This is a genomic window from Streptomyces sp. NPDC050535 (genome assembly GCF_044457665.1).
Lineage (GTDB): Bacteria > Actinomycetota > Actinomycetes > Streptomycetales > Streptomycetaceae > Streptomyces.
The window spans coordinates 532826-551825 of the sequence record NZ_JBITHE010000003.1 but is presented as its reverse complement, the minus strand read 5'-3'; the positions used below and the strand labels follow the sequence as shown (position 1 = coordinate 551825).

Below are 19000 nucleotides of genomic sequence, written 5' to 3'. Positions count from 1 at the left end.
AAGCATGGTCGCTCTTCCGTCCTGGCGCAATGGTCGTTAGTCTCGCCCGCTCCTACCGCCCGCGACCAGGGGGAGCCATGCCGTCGTTCGAACAGCTCAGTGAACTCCTCGACCCCGCCAGCACGGTACTGCTCACCGTCGAGTGCCAGCAGGGTGTCGTGGGGCAGGACAGCGCGCTGCCCGAACTCGCCAAGGAGGCGCGGTCGTCGGGGACACTGGCGAACGTCGCGAGGCTGGTCGCCGCCGCGCACCGGAACGGGGTCCAGGTCATCCACGCGGTCGCCGAACGCCGCCCGGACGGCCGGGGCGCGAATCGCAACGCCAGACTGTTCCGCGCGGCCGAGCGGCTCCCCGTACAGCAGTTGACGGGGACCACGGCGGTACGGGTCGCGCCGCCCATCGAGGTCGCCGAGGAGGACCTCGTCGTACGGCGGCTGCACGGGCTGTCCCCGATCGAGGGCACCGATGTCGACGCGCTGCTGCGCAACCTGGGCTGCCGCACGCTGATCGTGACCGGTGTCTCGGCCAACGTCGCCATTCCCAACGCCGTGTTCGACGCCGTGAACCGCGGCTACACGGCCGTGGTGCCCGCCGACGCCATCGCCGGGGTGCCCGCCGACTACACCCCGGCGATGATCCGCAACACTCTCGCCCTGGTCGCCGTGATCACCTCGACCGACGACGTGCTGGCCTGCCTCGAGCGACCGCGGCGGGTCGCTCGGGCGTGAGCGTGCCCCGGTTCACGCCAGCGTGATCGAGTCCCCGTCCACCGTGATGTTCGCGGCGGCCAGCGGCTGGGTCGCCGGGCCCTTCTTCACGCTTCCGTCCGTGGCGGAGAACTGGCTGCCGTGGCAGGGACAGTTGATGACGTCGTTCTCGATGCCCTTCACGGCACAGCCCTGGTGGGTGCACTTGGACGAGAACGCCTTGTACGTGCCCGCCGTCGGCTGGGTCACCACCACGCCCTGCGCTTCGAAGACCTTGCCGCCGCCCTCGGGAATGTCCGAGGTCTTCGCGAGAACGGTGCCCGCGGAGTCGGCGGATCCGGAGGACTCGTCCTCCGACCCGCACGCGGTCAGTGCGACGGCGAGGCCCGCCGCGCCCACCGCTGTCACGACGGTGCGGCGGGACGGCGCAGAGATGGGCTGAAGCGATTCGCTGGTCATACTGACTTCCCCTTCACCGTACGTGCTGTTGATCCGTAAAGTAGTACGGCTCCGCCGCGGGCACTGTTCAGGGTGCGCGCCCACTTGGCGCGATCTAGGCAAAGGCGGGGCCCGGCTATGTGACGCTACGTCAGTCAGGTCGCCCCGCGATGCGAACATCCTGGACCGTCTCCGGGACGATTGTCTCGGGGCCGCCTTCCGCGGGGGGCACCGTGATCGGCAGCGGCCCGGGCGGGTTGCGGCGCCCGGTGAACCAGGTGGCGACCGGCTCGGTGTAGCGGGCGGTGAGCGGGCCGACGACGACCAGGATCAGGACGTACGCCGTGGCCAGCGGACCGAGGGAGGGTTCGATGCCGGAGGTGACGGCGAGCCCGGCGATGACGATGGAGAACTCGCCGCGCGCCACCAGCGTGCCGCCCGCCCGCCAGCGGCCCTTGACGGAGATTCCGGCGCGCCCGGCGGCCCAGTAGCCGGTGGCGATCTTCGTGCCGGCGGTGACGACCGCCAGGGCGAGCGCGGGCAACAGCACCGGCGGGATGCTCGCGGGATCGGTGTGCAGCCCGAAGAAGACGAAGAACACCGCGGCGAACAGGTCGCGCAGCGGGGAGAGCAGCCCGTGGGCACCCTCGGCCGCCTCACCGGACAGCGCGATGCCGACCAGGAACGCGCCCACCGCCGCGGAGACCTGGAGCTGCTGGGCCAGTCCCGCGACCAGCAGGGTCAGCCCCAGGACGACCAGCAACAGCTTCTCCGGATCGTCGCTGGAGACGAAACGGGAGATGATCCGGCCGTAGCGGACCGCGACGAACAGCACGAGTCCGGCGACCACCAGGGCCACGGCCAGGGTGACGCTGCCCGCCGCCAGACCCGTACCGGCGAGCAGAGCGGTGACGATCGGCAGGTAGACGGCCATCGACAGGTCCTCGAGGACCAGGATGCTCAGGATGACCGGGGTCTCGCGGTTGCCGATCCGGCCCAGGTCGCCGAGGACCTTGGCGATGACGCCGGAGGAGGAGATCCAGGTGACTCCGGCCAGTACGACGGCGGCCACCGGGCCCCAGCCGAGCAGCAGTGCCAGCGCGGCACCCGGCAGGGCGTTGAGGGCGGCGTCCACCAGGCCGGCCCTGTACTGGGTCTTGAGGTTGGAGACCAGGTCGGTCGCCGTGTACTCCAGGCCGAGCATGAGCAGCAGCAGGATGACGCCGATCTCGGCGCCGATCGCCACGAACTCCTCGCTGGTGCCCAGTGGCAGCAGCCCGCCCTCGCCGAAGGCGAGCCCGGCCAGCAGATACAGCGGGATCGGCGAGAACTGGAAGCGGCCGGCGAACCGGCCGAGCAGCCCCAGGCCCAGGATGATGGCGCCGAACTCGATCAGGAACATCGCGGAGGAGTGCACGGGATCACTCCCGTCCCAGTATCGCCGCCGCCGCCTCGACGCCCTCGCGGGTGCCGATCACGATGAGGGTGTCGCCGCCGGCCAGCCGGAAGTCCGGTGCCGGGGACGGGATGGCCTCCGCCCGGCGCAGCGCCGCGACGATCGAGGCGCCGGTGTCGGTCCGCATCCGGGTCTCGCCCAGCAGCCGGCCGTTCCAGTACGAGACCGACGACAGCTTGATCCGTTCGGCCACCAGCCCCAGTTCCGTGGTGGACAGCAGGTTCGGGCTCCTGTGCGCGGGCGACAGCGCGTTGATCAGCGAGGTCGTCTCCGGCTCCGTCAGGTGCATCGACTGGGCGCAGGCGTCGGGGTCGTCGGCGCGGTAGACGTTGACCGTCCGGGCCCCGTCCCGGTGCGCGATCACCGACAGGTGGCGGTGCTCCCGCGTGGTGAGGTCGTACTGGACGCCGATCCCCGGCAAGGGGGTGGTGCTCATCCGCGGAGCAGGCACGACCCCTCCCTCCATGTTCGTTGTGGCGGTGCCGCGGCGGGGGACCGGATGGAGCCGGTGACCAGGTGCCGCGAAGGTTCATGGTGCCAGTCGCGAAAGGGCCCGCGATATGGGTGTCAGCACGGATGGACACGGCATGCCCACGGCGGGCAGGGTGGTGCGGGGTCGTGGGTCCCGCCGCAGGCCAGAGGCCTGAATGAGGCTGATCGGCGGCGGCAGGAGACAGTGGAGGTGAGGATCGCCGGGAAAGGAGCACACGATCATGTCGCTGTACTGGAGGATCCTCCTCCTCAACGCGGCCGTGCTCGTGGTCGCGGTCCTGCTGCTCCTGGGCCCCGTCACGGTCTCCACCCCGGTGCTGTTCGGTGAGGCCCTGGTCCTGATCGCCGGGCTGGTGGTGATGCTGATCGCGAACGCGGTCCTGCTGCGGATCGGACTCGCGCCGCTGGCCCGCCTGACCCGCGCCATGGCCGCCGTCGACCTCCTCAAGCCGGGCGGCCGCGCCCCGGTCACCGGTCCCGGCGAGATCGCGGAACTCACCACGACGTTCAACGCCATGCTCGCCCGTCTCGAGGCCGAACGCGCCACCAGCTCGGGCAGGGCGCTGTCCGCGCAGGAAGCCGAACGCCAGCGCCTCGCCCGGGAACTCCACGACGAGGTCGGTCAGACCCTCACCGCCGTCCTGCTCCAGCTCAAACACGCGGCCGACCGCGCACCCCGGTCCGTACGGGAGGACCTTCGCCCCGCGCAGGAGACCACCCGAGCCGGACTGGAGGAGATCCGTCGCATCGCCCGCCGTCTGCGCCCCGGCGTCTTGGAGGAACTCGGCCTGCACAGCGCACTGCGCGCCCTGACCGCGGAGTTCACCACCTCCCGGCTCAGCGCGACCGCGCACATCACCCCGGGCCTGTCCCGCCTCGCCCCGGCGACCGAACTCGTTCTCTACCGGATCGCCCAGGAGGGGCTCACCAACACCGCCCGCCACTCCGGCGCCACCCGGGTCGAGGTCCACCTGCGCCCCCTGTCCGACGCCCGGGTGGGACTGCTGGTCCGCGACAACGGGCACGGAATCGGGTCCGTGCCCGAAGGCGCCGGTATCAGCGGAATGCGCGAACGCGCCCTCCTCATCGGCGCCGAGCTGCACATCGGCACCGGCCCCCTCGGCGGCGCCGAGGTACGTCTGAACGTCACCGGCAGCACAGTCGACGACCGCAGCCAGGAGAACGCGCGATGACCCGACCGGCCCGCATCCTGCTCGCCGACGACCACGCCCTCGTACGCCAGGGAGTCCGCCTCATCCTGGACGCCGAGCCGGACCTGACGGTCGTGGCCGAGGCCTCCGACGGCGCCGAAGCCATCACCCGGGCCCGCGGCCAGGACATCGACCTGGCGATCCTCGACATCGCCATGCCCCGCCGAACCGGACTGCAGGCGGCCCGCGAACTGTCCCGCCTCCACCCCGGCCTGCGCACCCTGATGCTGACGATGTACGACAACGAGCAGTACTTCTTCGAAGCCCTCAAGGCAGGCGCCTCCGGGTACGTCCCGAAGTCCGTCGCCGACCGCGACCTCGTCGAGGCCTGCCGCGCCGCCCTGCGCGACGAACCCTTCATCTACCCCGGCGCCGAGACCACCGTCATCCGCGCCTATCTCGACCGCGCCCGCACCGGCGACAGGCTGTCCGCCCGCGTGATCACCGACCGCGAGGAGGAGATCCTCAAGCTCGTCGCCGAGGGCCACAGCTCCAAGGAGATCGCCCACCTCCTGGTCATCAGCGCCAAGACCGTCGAACGCCACCGCGCCAACCTCCTCCAGAAACTCGGCCTGCGAGACCGCCTGGAACTCACCCGCTACGCCATCCGCGTCGGCCTCATCGAGCCCTAGATGTTCTGTCCGTGGAGGTCGTGGACGCCGACGATCCTCGGATCGCCGCCTCGGCCCCCGGATAACCTGGGGAAATGCTCACAGAAGTGATCGCGACCCGCTACATCACCCCTCTCCGCGAGGGTGGTTCCCTGCCGGGGCTTGTCGAGGCCGATGACCTCGGGACGTACGTCATGAAGTTCACCGGCGCCGGGCAGGGGCGCAAGACGCTGGTCGCGGAGGTCGTGTGCGGTGGACTCGCGCGGCGGCTGGGTCTGCGGGTGCCCGGGCTGGTGACGATCGGCCTCGACCCGGTCCTGGGGCTCGGTGAACCGGACCAGGAGGTTCAGGGACTGCTGAAGTCGAGCGGCGGGCTGAACCTCGGGATGGAGTTCCTCTCCCGCGCGATCGGCTTCGACTCGCTCGCGCACCGGGTGAGCCCCGGAGAGGCCGGGCGGATCGTCTGGTTCGACGCGCTGGTCAACAACGTCGACCGCTCCTGGCGCAACCCCAACCTGCTGGTGTGGCACGGCGACCTGTGGCTCATCGACCACGGCGCCACGATGATCTGGCACCACAACTGGCCCGGCGCCCAGGCCTCCGCCGCCAAGCCGTACGACGCCACCGATCACGCGCTCGCACCCTTCGGCCCCGACATCGCCTCCGCCGCCGCGGAACTGGCGCCGCTGGTCACCCGGGAGCTGCTCGCCGAGGTGACCGCCGAGATCCCGGACGAGTGGCTGGAGGGGGAACCCGGCTTCGACACGACGGACACCCTCAGGCGTGCGTACGCCGAACCGCTGCTCGCGCGTGCCGCCTCCGTCCACGAGCGCGTCAAGGGCCTCGACGGCACGGCACACCTCGACGTCGCCAGGGGGAGCAAGTGAGCGAGCGGGACGTCTTCGAGTACGCACTGCTGCGCGTCGTGCCCCGGATCGAACGCGGTGAGTGCTTCAACGCGGGCGTGCTGGTGTACTGCCGAGCCAAGTCCTTCGTCGGGGCCCGCACGCACCTGGACGAGGTGAAGCTGCGGGCGCTGGATCCCGAGGCGGACGTAGCCGGCGTACGGGCCGCGCTGCGCGCTGTCGAGGGGATCTGCGCCGGCGGGGAAGCGGCAGGTCAGGCGGCGCACGACGATGCCGGACGGCGCTTTCGCTGGCTGATCGCGCCCCGCTCCACGGTCGTCCAGCCTGGCCCCGTGCACACCGGCCTCACCGCGGATCCGGAGTCCGAGGCGGAGCGGCTGCTCGCGCTGCTGGTCAGGTAATGGATCACACGCGCGCGGTGTGCCGTTGACACCGGGTGCCAGGGCTTCTAGCGTCACGTCTGCTGAAGGTACTAAGCGGTCGCTCACCAGACGGGCGTACCGTGTGAGCCGCAGGACAAGTCAGGCCGCAGGGCTTTTCAAGGGCGAGGAGAACCAGCAATGTCCACCACTGAGCAGCGCGTCGCCGTAGTCACCGGTGCCGCGCGCGGCATCGGTGCCGCGACCGCCGTACGACTGGCCGCCGAAGGCCGCGCCGTCGCGGTGATCGACCTCGACGAGGCCGCGTGCAAGGACACCGTCGAGAAGATCACCGGCGCCGGTGGCAAGGCCATCGCCGTCGGCTGCGACGTCTCGGACGAGGCCCAGGTCGAAGCCGCCGTCGCGCGGATCACCGAGGAGCTCGGTGCGCCGACGATCCTGGTGAACAACGCGGGTGTGCTCCGCGACAACCTGCTCTTCAAGATGAGCACGTCCGACTGGGACACGGTCATGAACGTGCACCTGCGTGGCGCGTTCCTGATGTCCAAGGCCGTCCAGAAGCACATGGTGGACGCGAAGTTCGGCCGGATCGTCAACCTGTCCTCGTCGTCCGCTCTCGGCAACCGCGGCCAGGTCAACTACTCCGCGGCCAAGGCCGGCCTGCAGGGCTTCACCAAGACGCTCGCCTTCGAGCTCGGCAAGTTCGGCGTCACCGCGAACGCCGTCGCGCCCGGCTTCATCGTCACCGACATGACGGCCTCGACGGCGGCCCGCATCGGCATGGGCTTCGAGGACTTCCAGGCCGCCGCCGCGACCCAGATCCCGGTGCAGCGCGTCGGCAACCCGGACGACATCGCCAACGCGATCGCCTTCTTCACGGGCGAGGCGGCCGGATTCGTCTCCGGCCAGGTGCTGTACGTCGCCGGCGGACCGCTCAACTGACGCCGGGAGACACGGACATGACCACACTCCCCGAACTCTCGGGCAAGGTCGCGCTCATCACCGGCGCGAGCCGCGGCATCGGCTACGGAGTCGCCGAGGCCCTGATCGCCCGCGGTGACCGCGTCTGCATCACCGGCCGCAACGAGGACACTCTCAAGGAGGCCGTCGAGGCACTCGGTGCCGACCGCGTCATCGGCGTCCCGGGCAAGGCCCACGACGAGGCCCACCAGGCCGTCGCCGTCGAGCGCACCATGGAGGCCTTCGGCCGAGTCGACTACCTGGTCAACAACGCCGGTACGAACCCGGTGTTCGGCCCCATCGCCGATCTCGACCTCAACGTGGCGCGCAAGGTCTTCGAGACCAACGTCGTCTCGGCGCTCGGCTTCGCCCAGCGGACCTGGCACGCCTGGCAGAAGGACAACGGCGGCGCGATCGTCAACATCGCCTCGCTCGCCGGTGTCTCCGCCTCGCCGTTCATCGGCGCGTACGGCATCAGCAAGGCCGCCATGGTCAACCTGACCCTGCAACTGGCGCACGAGTTCGCGCCGGGGGTGCGGGTCAACTCGATCGCGCCCGCCGTCGTCAAGACCAAGTTCGCGCAGGCCCTGTACGAGGGCCGCGAGGAGGAGGTGATCGCCGCCTATCCGCTCGGCCGGCTCGGCGTCCCCGCGGACATCGGCGGCGCCGCCGCGTTCCTCACCTCGCAGCAGTCGGACTGGATCACCGGCCAGACACTGGTGATCGACGGCGGCATCTTCCTGAACGCCGGAGTGGGCTGACACGAGTGCCGGGGGCGCCTCCCGTTGACACGAGCGACGCGTGTGTCGACGTACGAGTTGCCCCCGCGCCGGCGTACGGAACTACCCCCTCACGCCGACGCGCAAGTAGACAGAAACCGCCCTCGTGTCCACCCGCGATGGACGCACAGCCGGATGACAACGTAGTCACATACGTGCTGATCAAGTGCCCTGCCGGGAACGCGCTTCCACCGGTGGGGCACTGCGGTATGGTCTGCCGTCCCTTGGTACGGCAGATCGAGGAGCGAGCGCGTGTCCAGTCGGAACCGGAACCGATTTCTGCGGCAGATGGCGGCGATCACGTCGATATCCATGGTGGCCGGATGTGGTGTCCTCTCCTCCGGTTCGTCCGAGGACGAGGGACCGATCGTCGTGGGCACCACCAGCGCTCCGAGCACGCTGGATCCGGCCGCTTCCTGGGACGGTTCCTGGGAGTTGTTCCGCAACATCTACCAGACGCTGCTGAGCTACCCGCACGGCGCGGTCGAGCCCGCGCCGGACGCGGCCGAGAGCTGCGAGTTCACGGACTCCTCGAACCGTACGTACCGCTGCGTGCTGCGCGCGGACATGAAGTTCTCCGACGGGGACCCGCTCGACGCCCGCGCCGTGAAGTACTCGATCGACCGGATCAGGAAGATCGGTGTCGTCGGCGGTCCCGCGGGACTTCTGGGCAGCCTCGAACGCGTCCAGGCGCTGAGCGACCGCGAGGTCGTCTTCCGGCTCAACAAGTCCGACGCGACCTTCCCCTTCGTGCTGGCCACGCCCGCCATGTCGATCGTCGACCCCGACGAATACCCCGCCGACGCCCTGCGCAAGGACAGCCGGGTATTCGGCTCCGGTCCCTACAACCTGCGCTCCTACGAGGAGGGCAAGCGGGCCGAACTCGTCAGGAACGACCGCTACAAGGGCTTCGCCAAGCGCAAGAACGACGCGGTGACCATCCGTTACTTCCCGGACTCCGCCGAGATGGTCGGCGCCCTCCGGGACAAGGACATCGACGTCACCTTCCGCGGTCTCGCCGCCTCGGACATCGTCTCCCTCCGGGGGCAGGATCCGGACGACGGCATCCAGCTCTTCGAGGGGGCGGGCACCGAGATCAGTTACCTGGTGTTCAACCCGAAGGACCCGTGGGCCGCGAGGCCGGCCGTCCGCAAGGCCGTCGCCCAGCTCGTCGACCGGCCGGTGATCGCGCACAAGGTCTACAAGGACACCGTCGAGCCGCTGTACTCGATGGTCCCCAAGGGGCTGACCGGACACACGGTGGGCTTCTTCGACGACTACGGGTCTCCCAGTTCGTCCAAGGCCCGGCAGTTCCTCCTGGAGGCGGGCATCACCGAGCGCGTGCCGCTCACCTTCTGGTACACGACCGATCGCTACGGCTCCGAGACCGCCCCCGAGTTCCGGGAACTCAAGAACCAGCTCGAGGACTCCGGTCTGTTCACGGTCACCCTCAAGAGCCGCCCCTGGAAGACGTACGAAGCGGGCTACCGCAAGGGCGAGTACCCGGTGTTCGGGCGCGGCTGGTTCGCCGACTTCCCCGACGCCGAGAACTTCATCGCGCCCTTCGTGGGCGAGGAGAACGCGCTCGGTACGCCCTATCCGTCGCCGCACATCACCAACAACCTGCTTCCCGCGTCGCGCCGTGAGTCCGACCGCGGAGCGGTGGTCAAGCAGTTCGAGGAGGCTCAGCAGATCCTCGTGGACGACGCCCGGCTGCTGCCGTTGTGGCAGGGCAAGCAGTACCTGGCGGCGAGTGAGGACATCTCGGGCGGCGAGGCCGCCCTGGACCCCTCGACGATCATGACGATGTGGGAGCTGTACCGGAAGACCAGCTGGTAGCGCGGGGCTCCGGAGCCGACTGTCAGTGGGCGACGGTAGGTTCAGTGCTCCGGAAGTGACCGCACATCGGAGGAAGTTGACGTGACCGATATCGCCATGCTGCCCGAGTCCTGGCGCGACGTCCTGGGCGAGGAGCTGCAGCAGCCCTACTTCAAGGAACTCTCCGAGTTCGTCGAGGAGGAGCGCGCGAATGGCCCCGTCTACCCGCCTCGCGAGGAGGTCTTCGCCGCGCTCGACGCGACACCGTACGAGCGGGTGAAGGTGCTGATCCTCGGTCAGGATCCGTACCACGGCGAGGGCCAGGGACACGGCCTGTGCTTCTCCGTCCGCCCGGGTGTGAAGACCCCGCCCTCCCTCCGGAACATCTACAAGGAGATGAAGGAGGAGCTGGGCACCCCGATCCCGGACAACGGCTATCTGATGCCGTGGGCCGAGCAGGGTGTGCTGCTGCTCAACGCGGTGCTCACGGTGCGCTCCGGTGAGGCCAACTCGCACAAGGGCAAGGGCTGGGAGAAGTTCACCGACGCGGTCATCCGCGCCGTAGCCGACCGGCCCGACCCGGCCGTCTTCGTCCTGTGGGGCAACTACGCGCAGAAGAAGCTCCCCCTGATCGACGAGGAGCGGCACGTGGTGGTGAAGGGGGCGCATCCCTCGCCGCTGTCCGCCAAGAAGTTCTTCGGGTCCCGCCCGTTCACCCAGATCGACGAGGCCGTGGCCCGGCAGGCCCACAAGGCGATCGACTGGCGGATTCCGGACCTGGGCTGACCCTCGGGCCGCCGGGCCGGGCGGAGCTCGCGAGAGCTGGTCCGGTCCGGCCGTCACCGGCCTGGCCCAGCGGGGTACGGAGGCGCCTGAGCGTGATTGTCAGTAGCTGCGGTTAGCGTCGTTGGCGTCGTGATGATCAGTGACGAGCCTGTGGAGGACGCGGTGGCGGAGCAACAGGAGCAGGCAGCGCCGGACACCATGATGACCCGGATCGGGCAGGCCGTCATGTTGCACCACGGCGGTGATCGCGAGGAGGCCCGGGGCCGCTTCCTGGACCTGTGGGCGGAGATCGGCGAGGACGGCGACGCCCTGCACCGCTGCACGCTGGCGCACTACATGGCCGACACCCAGGACGACCCCTCGGACGAACTCGCCTGGGACCTCAGGGCGTTGTCGGCGGCCGAGGAGCTCACCGACGGAAGGGTCGCCGAGCACCACGAGTCGCTCGTGGTGCTCGGGTTCTACCCGTCGCTGCATCTGAACCTCGCCGCCGACTACGTGAAGCTCGGCCGCACCCAGGCCGCCCGCACCCATCTGCTCCGGGCACGGGGCGCGGTCGGCTCCCTCGGGGACGACAGCTACGGGGACGGGGTCCGGGCGGCGATCGGCCGTCTGGAGCTGCGGCTCGACGGGGAAGGCGACGGGACGCCGGGGTCGGGCGAGGGGCCCGGGTCACTGGGCGGCCCTGGCCCCTCCGGCGGGCCCGGAGGGGAAACGCTGGGACCGCCGAGACGGCGATCCTGACGGCTGGACGGGCGCGGGCGGCGTGGCAGCCCGGGAGGGTGCGCCCATCGTTCCGCCGGACGGGCGCGTCGCGGCAGCCGCCGGCTCCGTCAGCGGCCGTACGTCCCCTCGCAGATGACCGCCTCCGGGCTGTCCGCCGTCCAGCCCCCGTACTTCCTGCCGAGGGCGCACACGTCCGCGGCCGTCGGGATCTCCGGGACGACGGACGGGACGGAGACGCGCGGGGCGGGGCGGGGTGGCTGGGCGCGCGGAGCGCTGCGAGGGCGGCCGGGGGTGACCGGTGCGGCCGCGGCGGACGGTGGGGGAGTCGCCCGGCGCGGGGCGGGTGCGCTGGGCGAGGGCTTCCGGGGCGGGCCGACGAGCTCCAGCGCCTCCCGTGCCGGTGCCTGCACGATCTGCGGCTCGGCCTCGCTGTCCGGACGCGGCAGGGAGGGCCCGGACGGTGCGGGCGGCAGGCCGGAGGAAGAGGGTCGCTGGACGGACACACAGCCGGAGAGGGCGGTGACAGCCACGGTGACCAGGAGCGTCGCGGTCGTGGTTGATCGATGCACCCGCGCAACTCTGCTGTGTCCGGACCACTTTGGGGAGCGGACCGGCGGAGGATGCCCCGCACGGGTGATCCTTCCGCTCCTCCGGAGGGCTCCGGCGTCCCTGAGGTGACTCCGTGGCAGCTCTTCCCGGAGGGCGCCGTCGAAGTCCTCGTCCGTGTCGGTCGGCGGCGGGATCGTGCGCCCTCGGAGCACCGGACCTGAGGCGCCCGGCGCAACGGCCGTATGCTTTCCTGCGAGGTCAGCAACCCGCAACGCGCCTCACCACCCGCGACTCACCCCATGAGGAGACCCCCGTGAAGGTCGGCTGCATCGGACTCGGTGACATCGCGCGGAAGGCGTATCTGCCGGTGCTGAGTGTGCAGCCGGGTGTCGAGCTGCATCTCCAGACGCGCACGCCCGCGACGCTCGCCCAGGAGGCCGACAGGCTGCACCTCCCGCGGGGGCAGCGCCACACCGACCTCGGGGAGCTGCTCGCCCAGGATCTCGACGCGGCGTTCGTGCACGCGGCCACCGTGGCGCACCCCGAGATCGTCACGCGCCTGCTGGAGGCCGGCGTACCGACGTACGTCGACAAGCCCCTCGCATACGAACTCGCCGACTCGGAGCGGCTGGTGCGGCTCGCGGAGGAGCGGAACGTCACTCTGGCGGTGGGCTTCAACCGGCGTCACGCGCCCGGGTACGCGCAGTGCGCCGAACATCCGCGGGAGCTGATCCTGATGCAGAAGAACCGCGTCGGGCTGCCCGAGGAGCCGCGCACCATGATTCTCGACGACTTCATCCATGTCGTCGACACCCTGCGGTTCCTGGCGCCGGGTCCCATCGACGACGTGACCGTACGTGCCCGGGTGGAGAGCGGGCTGCTGCATCACGTCGTGCTCCAGCTCGCCGGTGACGGCTTCACGGCGCTCGGCGTGATGAACCGGCTGAGCGGTTCGGCGGAGGAGATCCTCGAGGTCTCGGGTCAGGACACCAAGCGGCAGGTGCTCAACCTCGCCGAGGTGATCGACCACAAGGGACAGCCGACCGTGCGACGGCGGGGGGACTGGGTGCCGGTGGCCAGGCAGCGCGGTATCGAACAGGTGGTGCTCGGCTTCCTGGACTCCGTGCGCGCGGGCAAGGTGCTCAGCGCCCGGGACGCGCTGGCGACTCACGAACTGTGCGAGCGGGTGGTACTCGCGGTGGAGGAACAGTCCGCCGCGGCCTGAACGCGCGGGTGACTTCCGTCGCGCACAGGGCCGCCAGTATCAGCAGGGCCGTGTACACCGGCCAGTCGCCGAACCGGACGTACGGCGTGACACCCCGTGCCAGTGGCACCTCGTACACCATGGTCGCGCTCGCGTCGGTGCCGAGCCGGGAGCCGACGCGCTCGCCGCTGGGGCCGTAGACGGCGGAGACGCCGGTCAGTGTCGCGTGCACCATCGAGCGGCCGGTCTCGGCGGCCCGCAGCGCGGCGAGCGAGGCGTGCTGCTCCGGGGCCCAGCTCCGCTGGAAGCTCGAGGTGGACGACTGCGCGAGGAGCACCTCGGCGCCGTCCTGGGCGAGATGGCGGCTCATGTCGGGGAACGCCGACTCGAAGCAGACCATCGGGCCGATCCGGAGCCCGTGCCCGACGTTCATCACGACCTGCTCGGTGCCCTGTCGGCGGTCCTCGCCCGCCGCTTTGCCGACGGACGTTGCCCAGCCGAGGACGCCGCGCGCGGGCACGTACTCGCCGAAGGGGACCAGCCGCATCTTGTCGTACCGGTCGCCGGTCGGGCCCTGAGGGCCCACCAGGACCGAGCTCTTGTAGATGCCGGGCCGGTCGGAGCGGCGCGCGTCGACGTTGACCAGGACGTCGGCGCCCGTGAGCCGCGACAGCGTGGCTGTTCGGTCCGCCAGGTCGGGCCGGGCGGCGAGGTCGAAGCCGACGCTGCTCTCGCCCCAGGCGATCAGGTCGAGGTCCTGCCCGGCGAGCGTGCGGGTGAGCGCCTCCTCACGCGCGAAGCGTTTGTCGATGCTGTCCACGCCGTCGATGACACCGGGCTGGACCACGGCTATCCGGACCCTGCCGTCCACGTCGGGGCGCGGCGACCAGGCCCAGGCCGCCGAGGCCGCGGCGGCGGTGGCGACCAGGCCGGCCACGGCGGGTAGGCGGGCCCGGCGCACCGCGACGAGTACCGAGACGGCGACGTTGACCGCCACCACCAGGAAGCTGAGCAGCCACACCCCGCCGACCGAGGCGAGCCGCAGAGCGGGCTCCACCTGCCACTGGCTGGATCCGAGCAGACCCCACGGTCCGCCCAACCCCTGCCAGGACCGGACGAGTTCGACCATCAGCCAGCCGGACGGCAGCACCACGAGCGCGGCCGTGACCTGCCACGGCGAGGGCAGGCCTCCGAGGAACCGCCGTACGAGCCAGCCCCAGGGCGCCCACAGCGCGCCGAGCAGCGCCGCTATCACCACTGTGAACACATGCAGGCTCGGCAGCAGCCAGTGATGCACGGCCAGCATGAAACCGAGCCCGCCGAGCCAGCCGTCGTACGCGGCCCGTTTCGCTGTCGGGGCCGAGCGGACCAGCAGTATCCAGGGCACGAGGGCGACGTACGCGAACCACCACAAGGAGGGGGCGGGGAAGGCGAACACGGGCAGCGCGCCGGCCGCAACGCCGAGGACGCCACGCCGCCAGGGGGAGACGAGCCGGCGTTCGGGACTGTCCATTCGTCGCCTCCCTCCCCGGTGCGTGCCTCCAGTGTGCGGGTTGGGGACGATCTCCGACAGGGGGTGTCGGATCGGGGAGGATCGTTCCCGGTCGGGTGCGGGGGCGGCGGCTGTTTCCCGGCGCGACACCGGCGTCGCCACCGCCGCTCACAGCAGCCGAGGTTTAGGACGATCAGGTGGCGGCGGGCTCCTGGCGTGCCTGCGAGGTGCGGCGCCACTTCTCCTGGACGACCACCTCGCGCAGTCGCCAGCCGTCCTGCGTACGCAGCAGCCCGAAGGCGTAGCGGCCGCCGCACACGAAGTCGGGGGCGGTGGAATCGCCTTCGGGTCCGGCGAGCTTCATCGGGTTGATGTAGTCCGCCTGGATCCGGGCCGTGTCACCGGTGTCGTTCTCCAGCCGCCCGAACCGTACGCGCCGGTTGACGATCAGATGCTGCCGCATCGTGAACAGTTCCATGCTCTGCGAAAGCCATTCCGCGACTTGTCCGGCGTCTCCCTCGATTCCACCGGCCGAGCGGTAGTCGGCGCGTCCGTCCGGCGCGAACAGCCCCCGATACCCCTCCCAGTCGCCGTCGTCCACTGCCACCGCGTACTCGGTGACGAGTCCATCCACGGCAAACCGGTCCATCACGGTCGCGAGCTCCACACGCTGCGTCATTGGATCAGTCTTCGCTACGGGGGGTCCCACGCCAAGGGGCTAAGCGGTGATATTCAGCCGCGGTCGGACGTGAACGCCCTGCCCGGCAGCCACCCCGCCCGTTCACCACGCCCCCGGATGCCGGACAGCGTCGCCGGGTGGACCTCAGGTGGTTCTACTCCACCACTATGCCGAAGTCCTGGACGAGTTCTTCGAGGCCGCCCGGGTAGCCCTTGCCGCCGAGGACGAAGTCCCAGTCGCCGTTGGGCCTTCGGCGGAAGGAGCCGAGGACCAGGGCGGTTTCCCCGGGGCGGCCGTCGGAGACCTCCAGGCGGCCCAGCTCGGTCATCGCGGGATCGAGCAGCCGGATGCGGGCGTCGGAGAATTCGGAGAGGTCGGCGTCCGCGTCGACCTCGGGGTCGACGGCGGCGACGAGGACCAACCGGTCGGCCTCCGACGGCAGTCCGTCGAAGGAGACGCAGATCGCTGCCTTGTCGGGCGCGGTGGCCGGAAGGGCCCGCACGGATCCGTCCGGAGTCCGGGAGTTGTTGTAGAAGACGAAGTGGTCGTCACTGAGAACGCGGTTGCCCTGGCAGACGAGAGCGCAGACGTCCAGGGCGACGTTCCCCGTCCACGACATGCCCAGAACGTTGTAGTCGTCGGGCAGCCGGGTGTCCACAACGGTGGGCGTCGGCTGTGCCGTGGCTGTACGGCCGCTCTCGCCGAGTCGCCCACGCAGCCCATGGCGATGCAGCAGGTCGACCAGCTCGCTGCCCGAGATGAGTTCGAGCGGCTTGCCGTTGGCGAAGGTGTGCGAGCCGGGCCCGAACCCTGATGTCGTCACCAGGACACCCTTGTTGGCGCCGGCGTCCTGCACGGTGCCGTACAGGTCGCGTACGGCGGTGGGAGGCACGGTGTGGCGATAGCGCTTCACCTGCACGACGATCTTGCCGCCGCGGATGGGCGTCGGATCCAGCGCGTCGACGTCCACCCCGCCGTCGTTCGATCGTTGGGTCGTCACCGCCTGCATCCCCATGGCCCGGAAGAGTTCGGCGACGACGTTCTCGAACGCGACCGGATCCATCTCGTACAGGTCCGGTTCCTCGTCACTGCCGTGCGCGACAACGCGGTTTCCCACATCCTGGGGCCGACGGCTCGGCCGTACGGGCGTGAGCTGGTCCGGTCGCGCCGACAACTGCCCGCGCAGTCCGTCGGTCAGGCAGCTGCCCGCGTCCACCTGCGCCAGGTGCAGGCCACGGAACGAAGAGCGCGGAGCCATCACCGTGGCGAGAAAGATATGGCCCGGCCTGCCCGTCGTGGGGTCGTGTCCGTCCACGAACCCGTTCAGGGACACGGACTCGAGCGCGCCCAACTCGTCCGCGGCGAAGAGCTCGTGGAGCACGAGCAGCATGCACTGCGCGACGACCTCGGTGTAAAGAGCCCGACGCTGGCCCACCGGACGGGGGGTCTCCTTGTCCTGGCCGACCCCGGACATGTACCGGACGGACTTGACCTCCGGGACGATGCCGAGGGCGGGCAACTCCCAGTCCAGCACCAGCTGTTGCGCGGCAGAGTCGTAGGCCGCCGCAACCTGGCGCGGGAAACCCTCGGGCCACGCCGTGGACGCGTACAGAGCGGCGGTGAAGTACTCGACCACGGCATCGGGGTCCCGGCGGCGCACCCCCTCGGTCGTCGCGACGACGCCGGCGTTGTGCCCACGGACCTCGGCCAGCTGGGCATCGGCCCACTGCTGGTACTCCCGCTGGTAAGAAGCGAGTTGCTGTCGGCGGTGGGCTTCCGCGGCCTGCGCGGCCTGCCAGTCCCGCTCGAAGCGCACCTGCGCCTCGGCCTGGGCCTGCGCCCGACGGCTCGCGGTCCAACCGGCCTGCGTCTGGTACTGGTTGAAATCCGGCATGGGTACGGGCTGCGCCAACGGTCCCGGAGCGAAGGGCTGGATCTCCTCCCGTCGGACGAGTGAGGAGGCCCGGAAAGCCGGGGCCCGGCAACCCGAGGCGAGGAGGCCCTGCAACGACGCGACCTGGGCGTCCAGTTCCTCCGTGCGCCGCAGCGCCTCCGCCTGCCGGTACTCGCGCTGATTCTGGGCGGCCCGCCGCTGATAGGCCCGCGCCTGCTGAGCCTCTTGTCTCCGCTGTCTGGATTCGGCTTCCAACTGGCGCTGCTGCTGCCGTTGCACCTCAGCCCACACGCCGACAAAACCAGTAGAGCGACGACTCATTTGCTGCAGGCCCTCCCCAGGACGTTGGCAGCCGAAAGGCATGTTGGTTGTCCCCACAACCAGATGTAAGGGAACGACTCTATCCAGTAATCCCCGTCACGCATATCCGCTCGGCAAGGGCAACAGACTCGGGTCATCCGGGCAGGTCAAGTGACTGGGGAGTAGCCAGGGCGGTGACGCGTCCACGCCGGTAGGTCTGCGATCGTAGAGTGATTCCGTCGTGCTGCGAGGAGGCACTCATGCCACGTCCTGTCACGGTCGTCACCGGCGGCAGCCGGGGGATCGGTGCCGCGACCTGTACGCGACTCGCGGCCGACGGGCACGACATCGTGCTCGGATACGTCAGTGACGGCGCGGCCGCGGAATGGACCGCCTCCGCCGTCCGGGCCGCCGGGGCGCGTTGTGTCACGGTCCGTGGGGACACCTCCGACGAGGCCGACGTGGAGCGGTTGTTCGACACGGCGGCGGACCGACTGGGACCGGTGACAGGGCTGGTGAACAACGCGGGGGTGACCGGCCCGCTCGGCAGGCTCGCGGACGCCGACCCCGCTGATCTGCGGCGAGTGGTGGAGGTCAACCTCCTGGGCACGCTGCTGTGTTCGCGCCGGGCGGCCCGCTCGATGGCGGCCTGGGGGAGCAGAGTCATCGTGAACGTCTCCTCGGCGGCGGCGACGCTCGGCAGTCCGGGGGAGTTCGTCCACTACGCGGCCAGCAAGGCGGCCGTCGACGCCCTGACGATCGGCCTCGCCAAGGAACTGGGACCCGACGGCATCCGCGTCAACGCCGTCGCGCCCGGAATGATCGACACCGAGATGCACGCGACGATGGGTGATCCGGGGCGGGCCGAGCGCTACGCGTCGTCCATCCCGCTCCGCCGGGTCGGCCAGGCGGAGGAAATCGCCGCCGCCATCGCCTGGTTGATGTCACCGGACGCCTCGTACACGACGGGGACTGTGCTGCGGGTGTCGGGAGGACGCTGAGGTCCGCCGGGGCTCGACTCAACCGTGGAAGCGCCGCCCGCCGGGGTGGCCGCTCAGGCCTCTGACTTCACGCGGCCTCGAGCATCTCGGCGCGTATCGCCTTGGCCCACTCCACGACCAACAGCTCGTACTCCGCGCGCTCCTGCGCCGAGAGGGAGCCGCCCGCGCGCATCCACAGCGCGCGGATCTGCTCGTTCACCGCGGCGGCAGACCGCACGGAACCAGAGGGCACGAAATCGGGGAACATGGAAGCAAGCGTAGGGGCAAGGACTGACAGTCCGCTACCGGACGGCTACTCAGACCGTATGTTTTGGGTCACGGCCGCCGTGCTCACCGGCCCTCGGCCCAGGTGCGGGACCAGTCCAGCAGCGGGCCCATCGCGCTCACCAAGTCGTCGCCGAGCGGGGTGAGTTGCCAGGCGGAGTCGGCGGTCGACGCCGCGACGCCCGCCTCGCGGAGTTCCGTCAGGCGGGTGGACAGAACACTGGAGGACATGTCGTCGCAGCGCCGCTGGAGGTCCCGGAAGCCGATCGGGGCGCCCCCGCTGCGCAACTCCCAGATGACGCGCAGCGTCCAGCGCCGGCCGAGGAGGTCCAGCGCCGCCATGACGGGGCGGCCGCTCGTCGAGCCGCGCACCGGGCTGCCGGGCGC

Annotated in this window: 21 protein-coding genes; 12 read left to right on the top strand and 9 right to left on the bottom strand. The window is 70.4% G+C overall.

Features of this window, described 5'->3' with window-relative positions:
* Positions 1-77 precede the first annotated feature (77 nt).
* Complete coding sequence (locus ACIBLC_RS10555) at positions 78-728, top strand: cysteine hydrolase (RefSeq protein WP_399210385.1); 651 nt, start codon at positions 78-80, stop codon at positions 726-728.
* A gap of 12 nt (positions 729-740) precedes the next feature.
* Here ACIBLC_RS10555 and ACIBLC_RS10550 read toward each other — a convergent pair whose 3' ends face one another.
* The 3 genes from ACIBLC_RS10550 to ACIBLC_RS10540 all read right to left on the bottom strand — a co-directional run bounded on the left by ACIBLC_RS10550 (position 741) and on the right by ACIBLC_RS10540 (position 3037).
* Positions 741-1166, bottom strand: coding sequence for a Rieske (2Fe-2S) protein (locus ACIBLC_RS10550; RefSeq protein WP_399210384.1), 426 nt, complete (start codon positions 1164-1166; stop codon positions 741-743).
* Between the two features lie 130 nt (positions 1167-1296).
* A complete protein-coding gene (locus ACIBLC_RS10545) occupies positions 1297-2562 on the bottom strand; it encodes a cation:proton antiporter (RefSeq protein ID WP_399210383.1) in 1266 nt (421 codons plus the stop codon).
* Positions 2563-2566: 4 nt separating this feature from the next.
* Positions 2567-3037, bottom strand: coding sequence for a cation:proton antiporter regulatory subunit (locus ACIBLC_RS10540; protein ID WP_399210382.1), 471 nt, complete (start codon positions 3035-3037; stop codon positions 2567-2569).
* A gap of 277 nt (positions 3038-3314) precedes the next feature.
* On the opposite strand from ACIBLC_RS10540, the gene ACIBLC_RS10535 reads away from it, so the two are divergent.
* The 9 genes from ACIBLC_RS10535 (at position 3315) to ACIBLC_RS10495 (ending at position 11248) form a co-directional block, all read left to right on the top strand.
* Positions 3315-4286, top strand: coding sequence for a HAMP domain-containing sensor histidine kinase (locus tag ACIBLC_RS10535; RefSeq protein WP_399210381.1), 972 nt, complete (start codon positions 3315-3317; stop codon positions 4284-4286).
* On the top strand, positions 4283-4936 hold the full coding sequence (locus ACIBLC_RS10530; RefSeq protein ID WP_399210380.1) for a response regulator: 654 nt from the start codon (positions 4283-4285) through the stop codon (positions 4934-4936). The genes ACIBLC_RS10535 and ACIBLC_RS10530 overlap by 4 nt, the downstream gene beginning before the upstream one ends.
* 74 nt (positions 4937-5010) lie before the next feature.
* Positions 5011-5802, top strand: coding sequence for a HipA family kinase (locus ACIBLC_RS10525; RefSeq protein ID WP_399210379.1), 792 nt, complete (start codon positions 5011-5013; stop codon positions 5800-5802).
* A complete protein-coding gene (locus ACIBLC_RS10520; RefSeq protein ID WP_399210378.1) occupies positions 5799-6182 on the top strand; it encodes a DUF3037 domain-containing protein in 384 nt (127 codons plus the stop codon). Before ACIBLC_RS10525 ends, ACIBLC_RS10520 begins: the two co-directional genes overlap by 4 nt.
* A gap of 159 nt (positions 6183-6341) precedes the next feature.
* Positions 6342-7103 (top strand): 3-oxoacyl-ACP reductase FabG, encoded by a 762-nt coding sequence (gene fabG / locus ACIBLC_RS10515; RefSeq protein ID WP_399210377.1) that lies wholly within the window; start codon positions 6342-6344, stop codon positions 7101-7103.
* Between the two features lie 17 nt (positions 7104-7120).
* Complete coding sequence (locus ACIBLC_RS10510) at positions 7121-7882, top strand: SDR family oxidoreductase (RefSeq protein ID WP_399210376.1); 762 nt, start codon at positions 7121-7123, stop codon at positions 7880-7882.
* A gap of 306 nt (positions 7883-8188) precedes the next feature.
* The gene (locus tag ACIBLC_RS10505; RefSeq protein WP_399210456.1) at positions 8189-9739 is read left to right on the top strand and encodes an ABC transporter substrate-binding protein; all 1551 of its coding nucleotides are present in this window, start codon (positions 8189-8191) and stop codon (positions 9737-9739) included.
* A gap of 81 nt (positions 9740-9820) precedes the next feature.
* Positions 9821-10504, top strand: a complete 684-nt coding sequence (ung, locus tag ACIBLC_RS10500; protein ID WP_399210375.1) for a uracil-DNA glycosylase — start codon at positions 9821-9823, stop codon at positions 10502-10504.
* A 162-nt stretch (positions 10505-10666) separates the two neighbouring features.
* Positions 10667-11248 carry a hypothetical protein gene (locus ACIBLC_RS10495; RefSeq protein ID WP_399210455.1) on the top strand — a complete coding sequence of 194 codons (582 nt, stop codon included), beginning with the start codon at positions 10667-10669 and terminating at the stop codon, positions 11246-11248.
* Between the two features lie 89 nt (positions 11249-11337).
* Here the strand turns inward: ACIBLC_RS10495 and ACIBLC_RS10490 are convergent, their stop codons facing one another.
* Positions 11338-11799 carry a hypothetical protein gene (locus ACIBLC_RS10490; protein WP_399210374.1) on the bottom strand — a complete coding sequence of 154 codons (462 nt, stop codon included), beginning with the start codon at positions 11797-11799 and terminating at the stop codon, positions 11338-11340.
* Positions 11800-12092: 293 nt separating this feature from the next.
* Here ACIBLC_RS10490 and ACIBLC_RS10485 point away from each other — a divergent pair, with 293 nt between their 5' ends.
* Positions 12093-13004: a Gfo/Idh/MocA family protein gene (locus ACIBLC_RS10485; protein WP_399210373.1), complete on the top strand. Its 912-nt coding sequence runs from the start codon at positions 12093-12095 to the stop codon at positions 13002-13004.
* On the opposite strand, the gene lnt is transcribed toward ACIBLC_RS10485, so the two are convergent.
* The 3 genes from lnt to ACIBLC_RS10470 form a co-directional block, all read right to left on the bottom strand.
* A complete protein-coding gene (lnt, locus tag ACIBLC_RS10480; protein ID WP_399210371.1) occupies positions 12922-14496 on the bottom strand; it encodes an apolipoprotein N-acyltransferase in 1575 nt (524 codons plus the stop codon). The genes ACIBLC_RS10485 and lnt overlap by 83 nt on opposite strands.
* 172 nt (positions 14497-14668) lie before the next feature.
* On the bottom strand, positions 14669-15154 hold the full coding sequence (locus tag ACIBLC_RS10475) for a nuclear transport factor 2 family protein (RefSeq protein WP_399210370.1): 486 nt from the start codon (positions 15152-15154) through the stop codon (positions 14669-14671).
* Positions 15155-15308: 154 nt separating this feature from the next.
* Positions 15309-17369, bottom strand: coding sequence for a restriction endonuclease (locus ACIBLC_RS10470; RefSeq protein ID WP_399210369.1), 2061 nt, complete (start codon positions 17367-17369; stop codon positions 15309-15311).
* A 239-nt stretch (positions 17370-17608) separates the two neighbouring features.
* Here ACIBLC_RS10470 and ACIBLC_RS10465 point away from each other — a divergent pair, with 239 nt between their 5' ends.
* Positions 17609-18349, top strand: coding sequence for an SDR family NAD(P)-dependent oxidoreductase (locus ACIBLC_RS10465; RefSeq protein WP_399210368.1), 741 nt, complete (start codon positions 17609-17611; stop codon positions 18347-18349).
* Between the two features lie 67 nt (positions 18350-18416).
* Here ACIBLC_RS10465 and ACIBLC_RS10460 read toward each other — a convergent pair whose 3' ends face one another.
* Entirely contained in the window at positions 18417-18596 is a 180-nt protein-coding gene (locus ACIBLC_RS10460; protein WP_399210367.1) for a hypothetical protein, read from the bottom strand.
* Between the two features lie 83 nt (positions 18597-18679).
* A complete protein-coding gene (locus tag ACIBLC_RS10455) occupies positions 18680-18955 on the bottom strand; it encodes a winged helix-turn-helix transcriptional regulator (protein ID WP_399210366.1) in 276 nt (91 codons plus the stop codon).
* Positions 18956-19000: the final 45 nt, after the last annotated feature.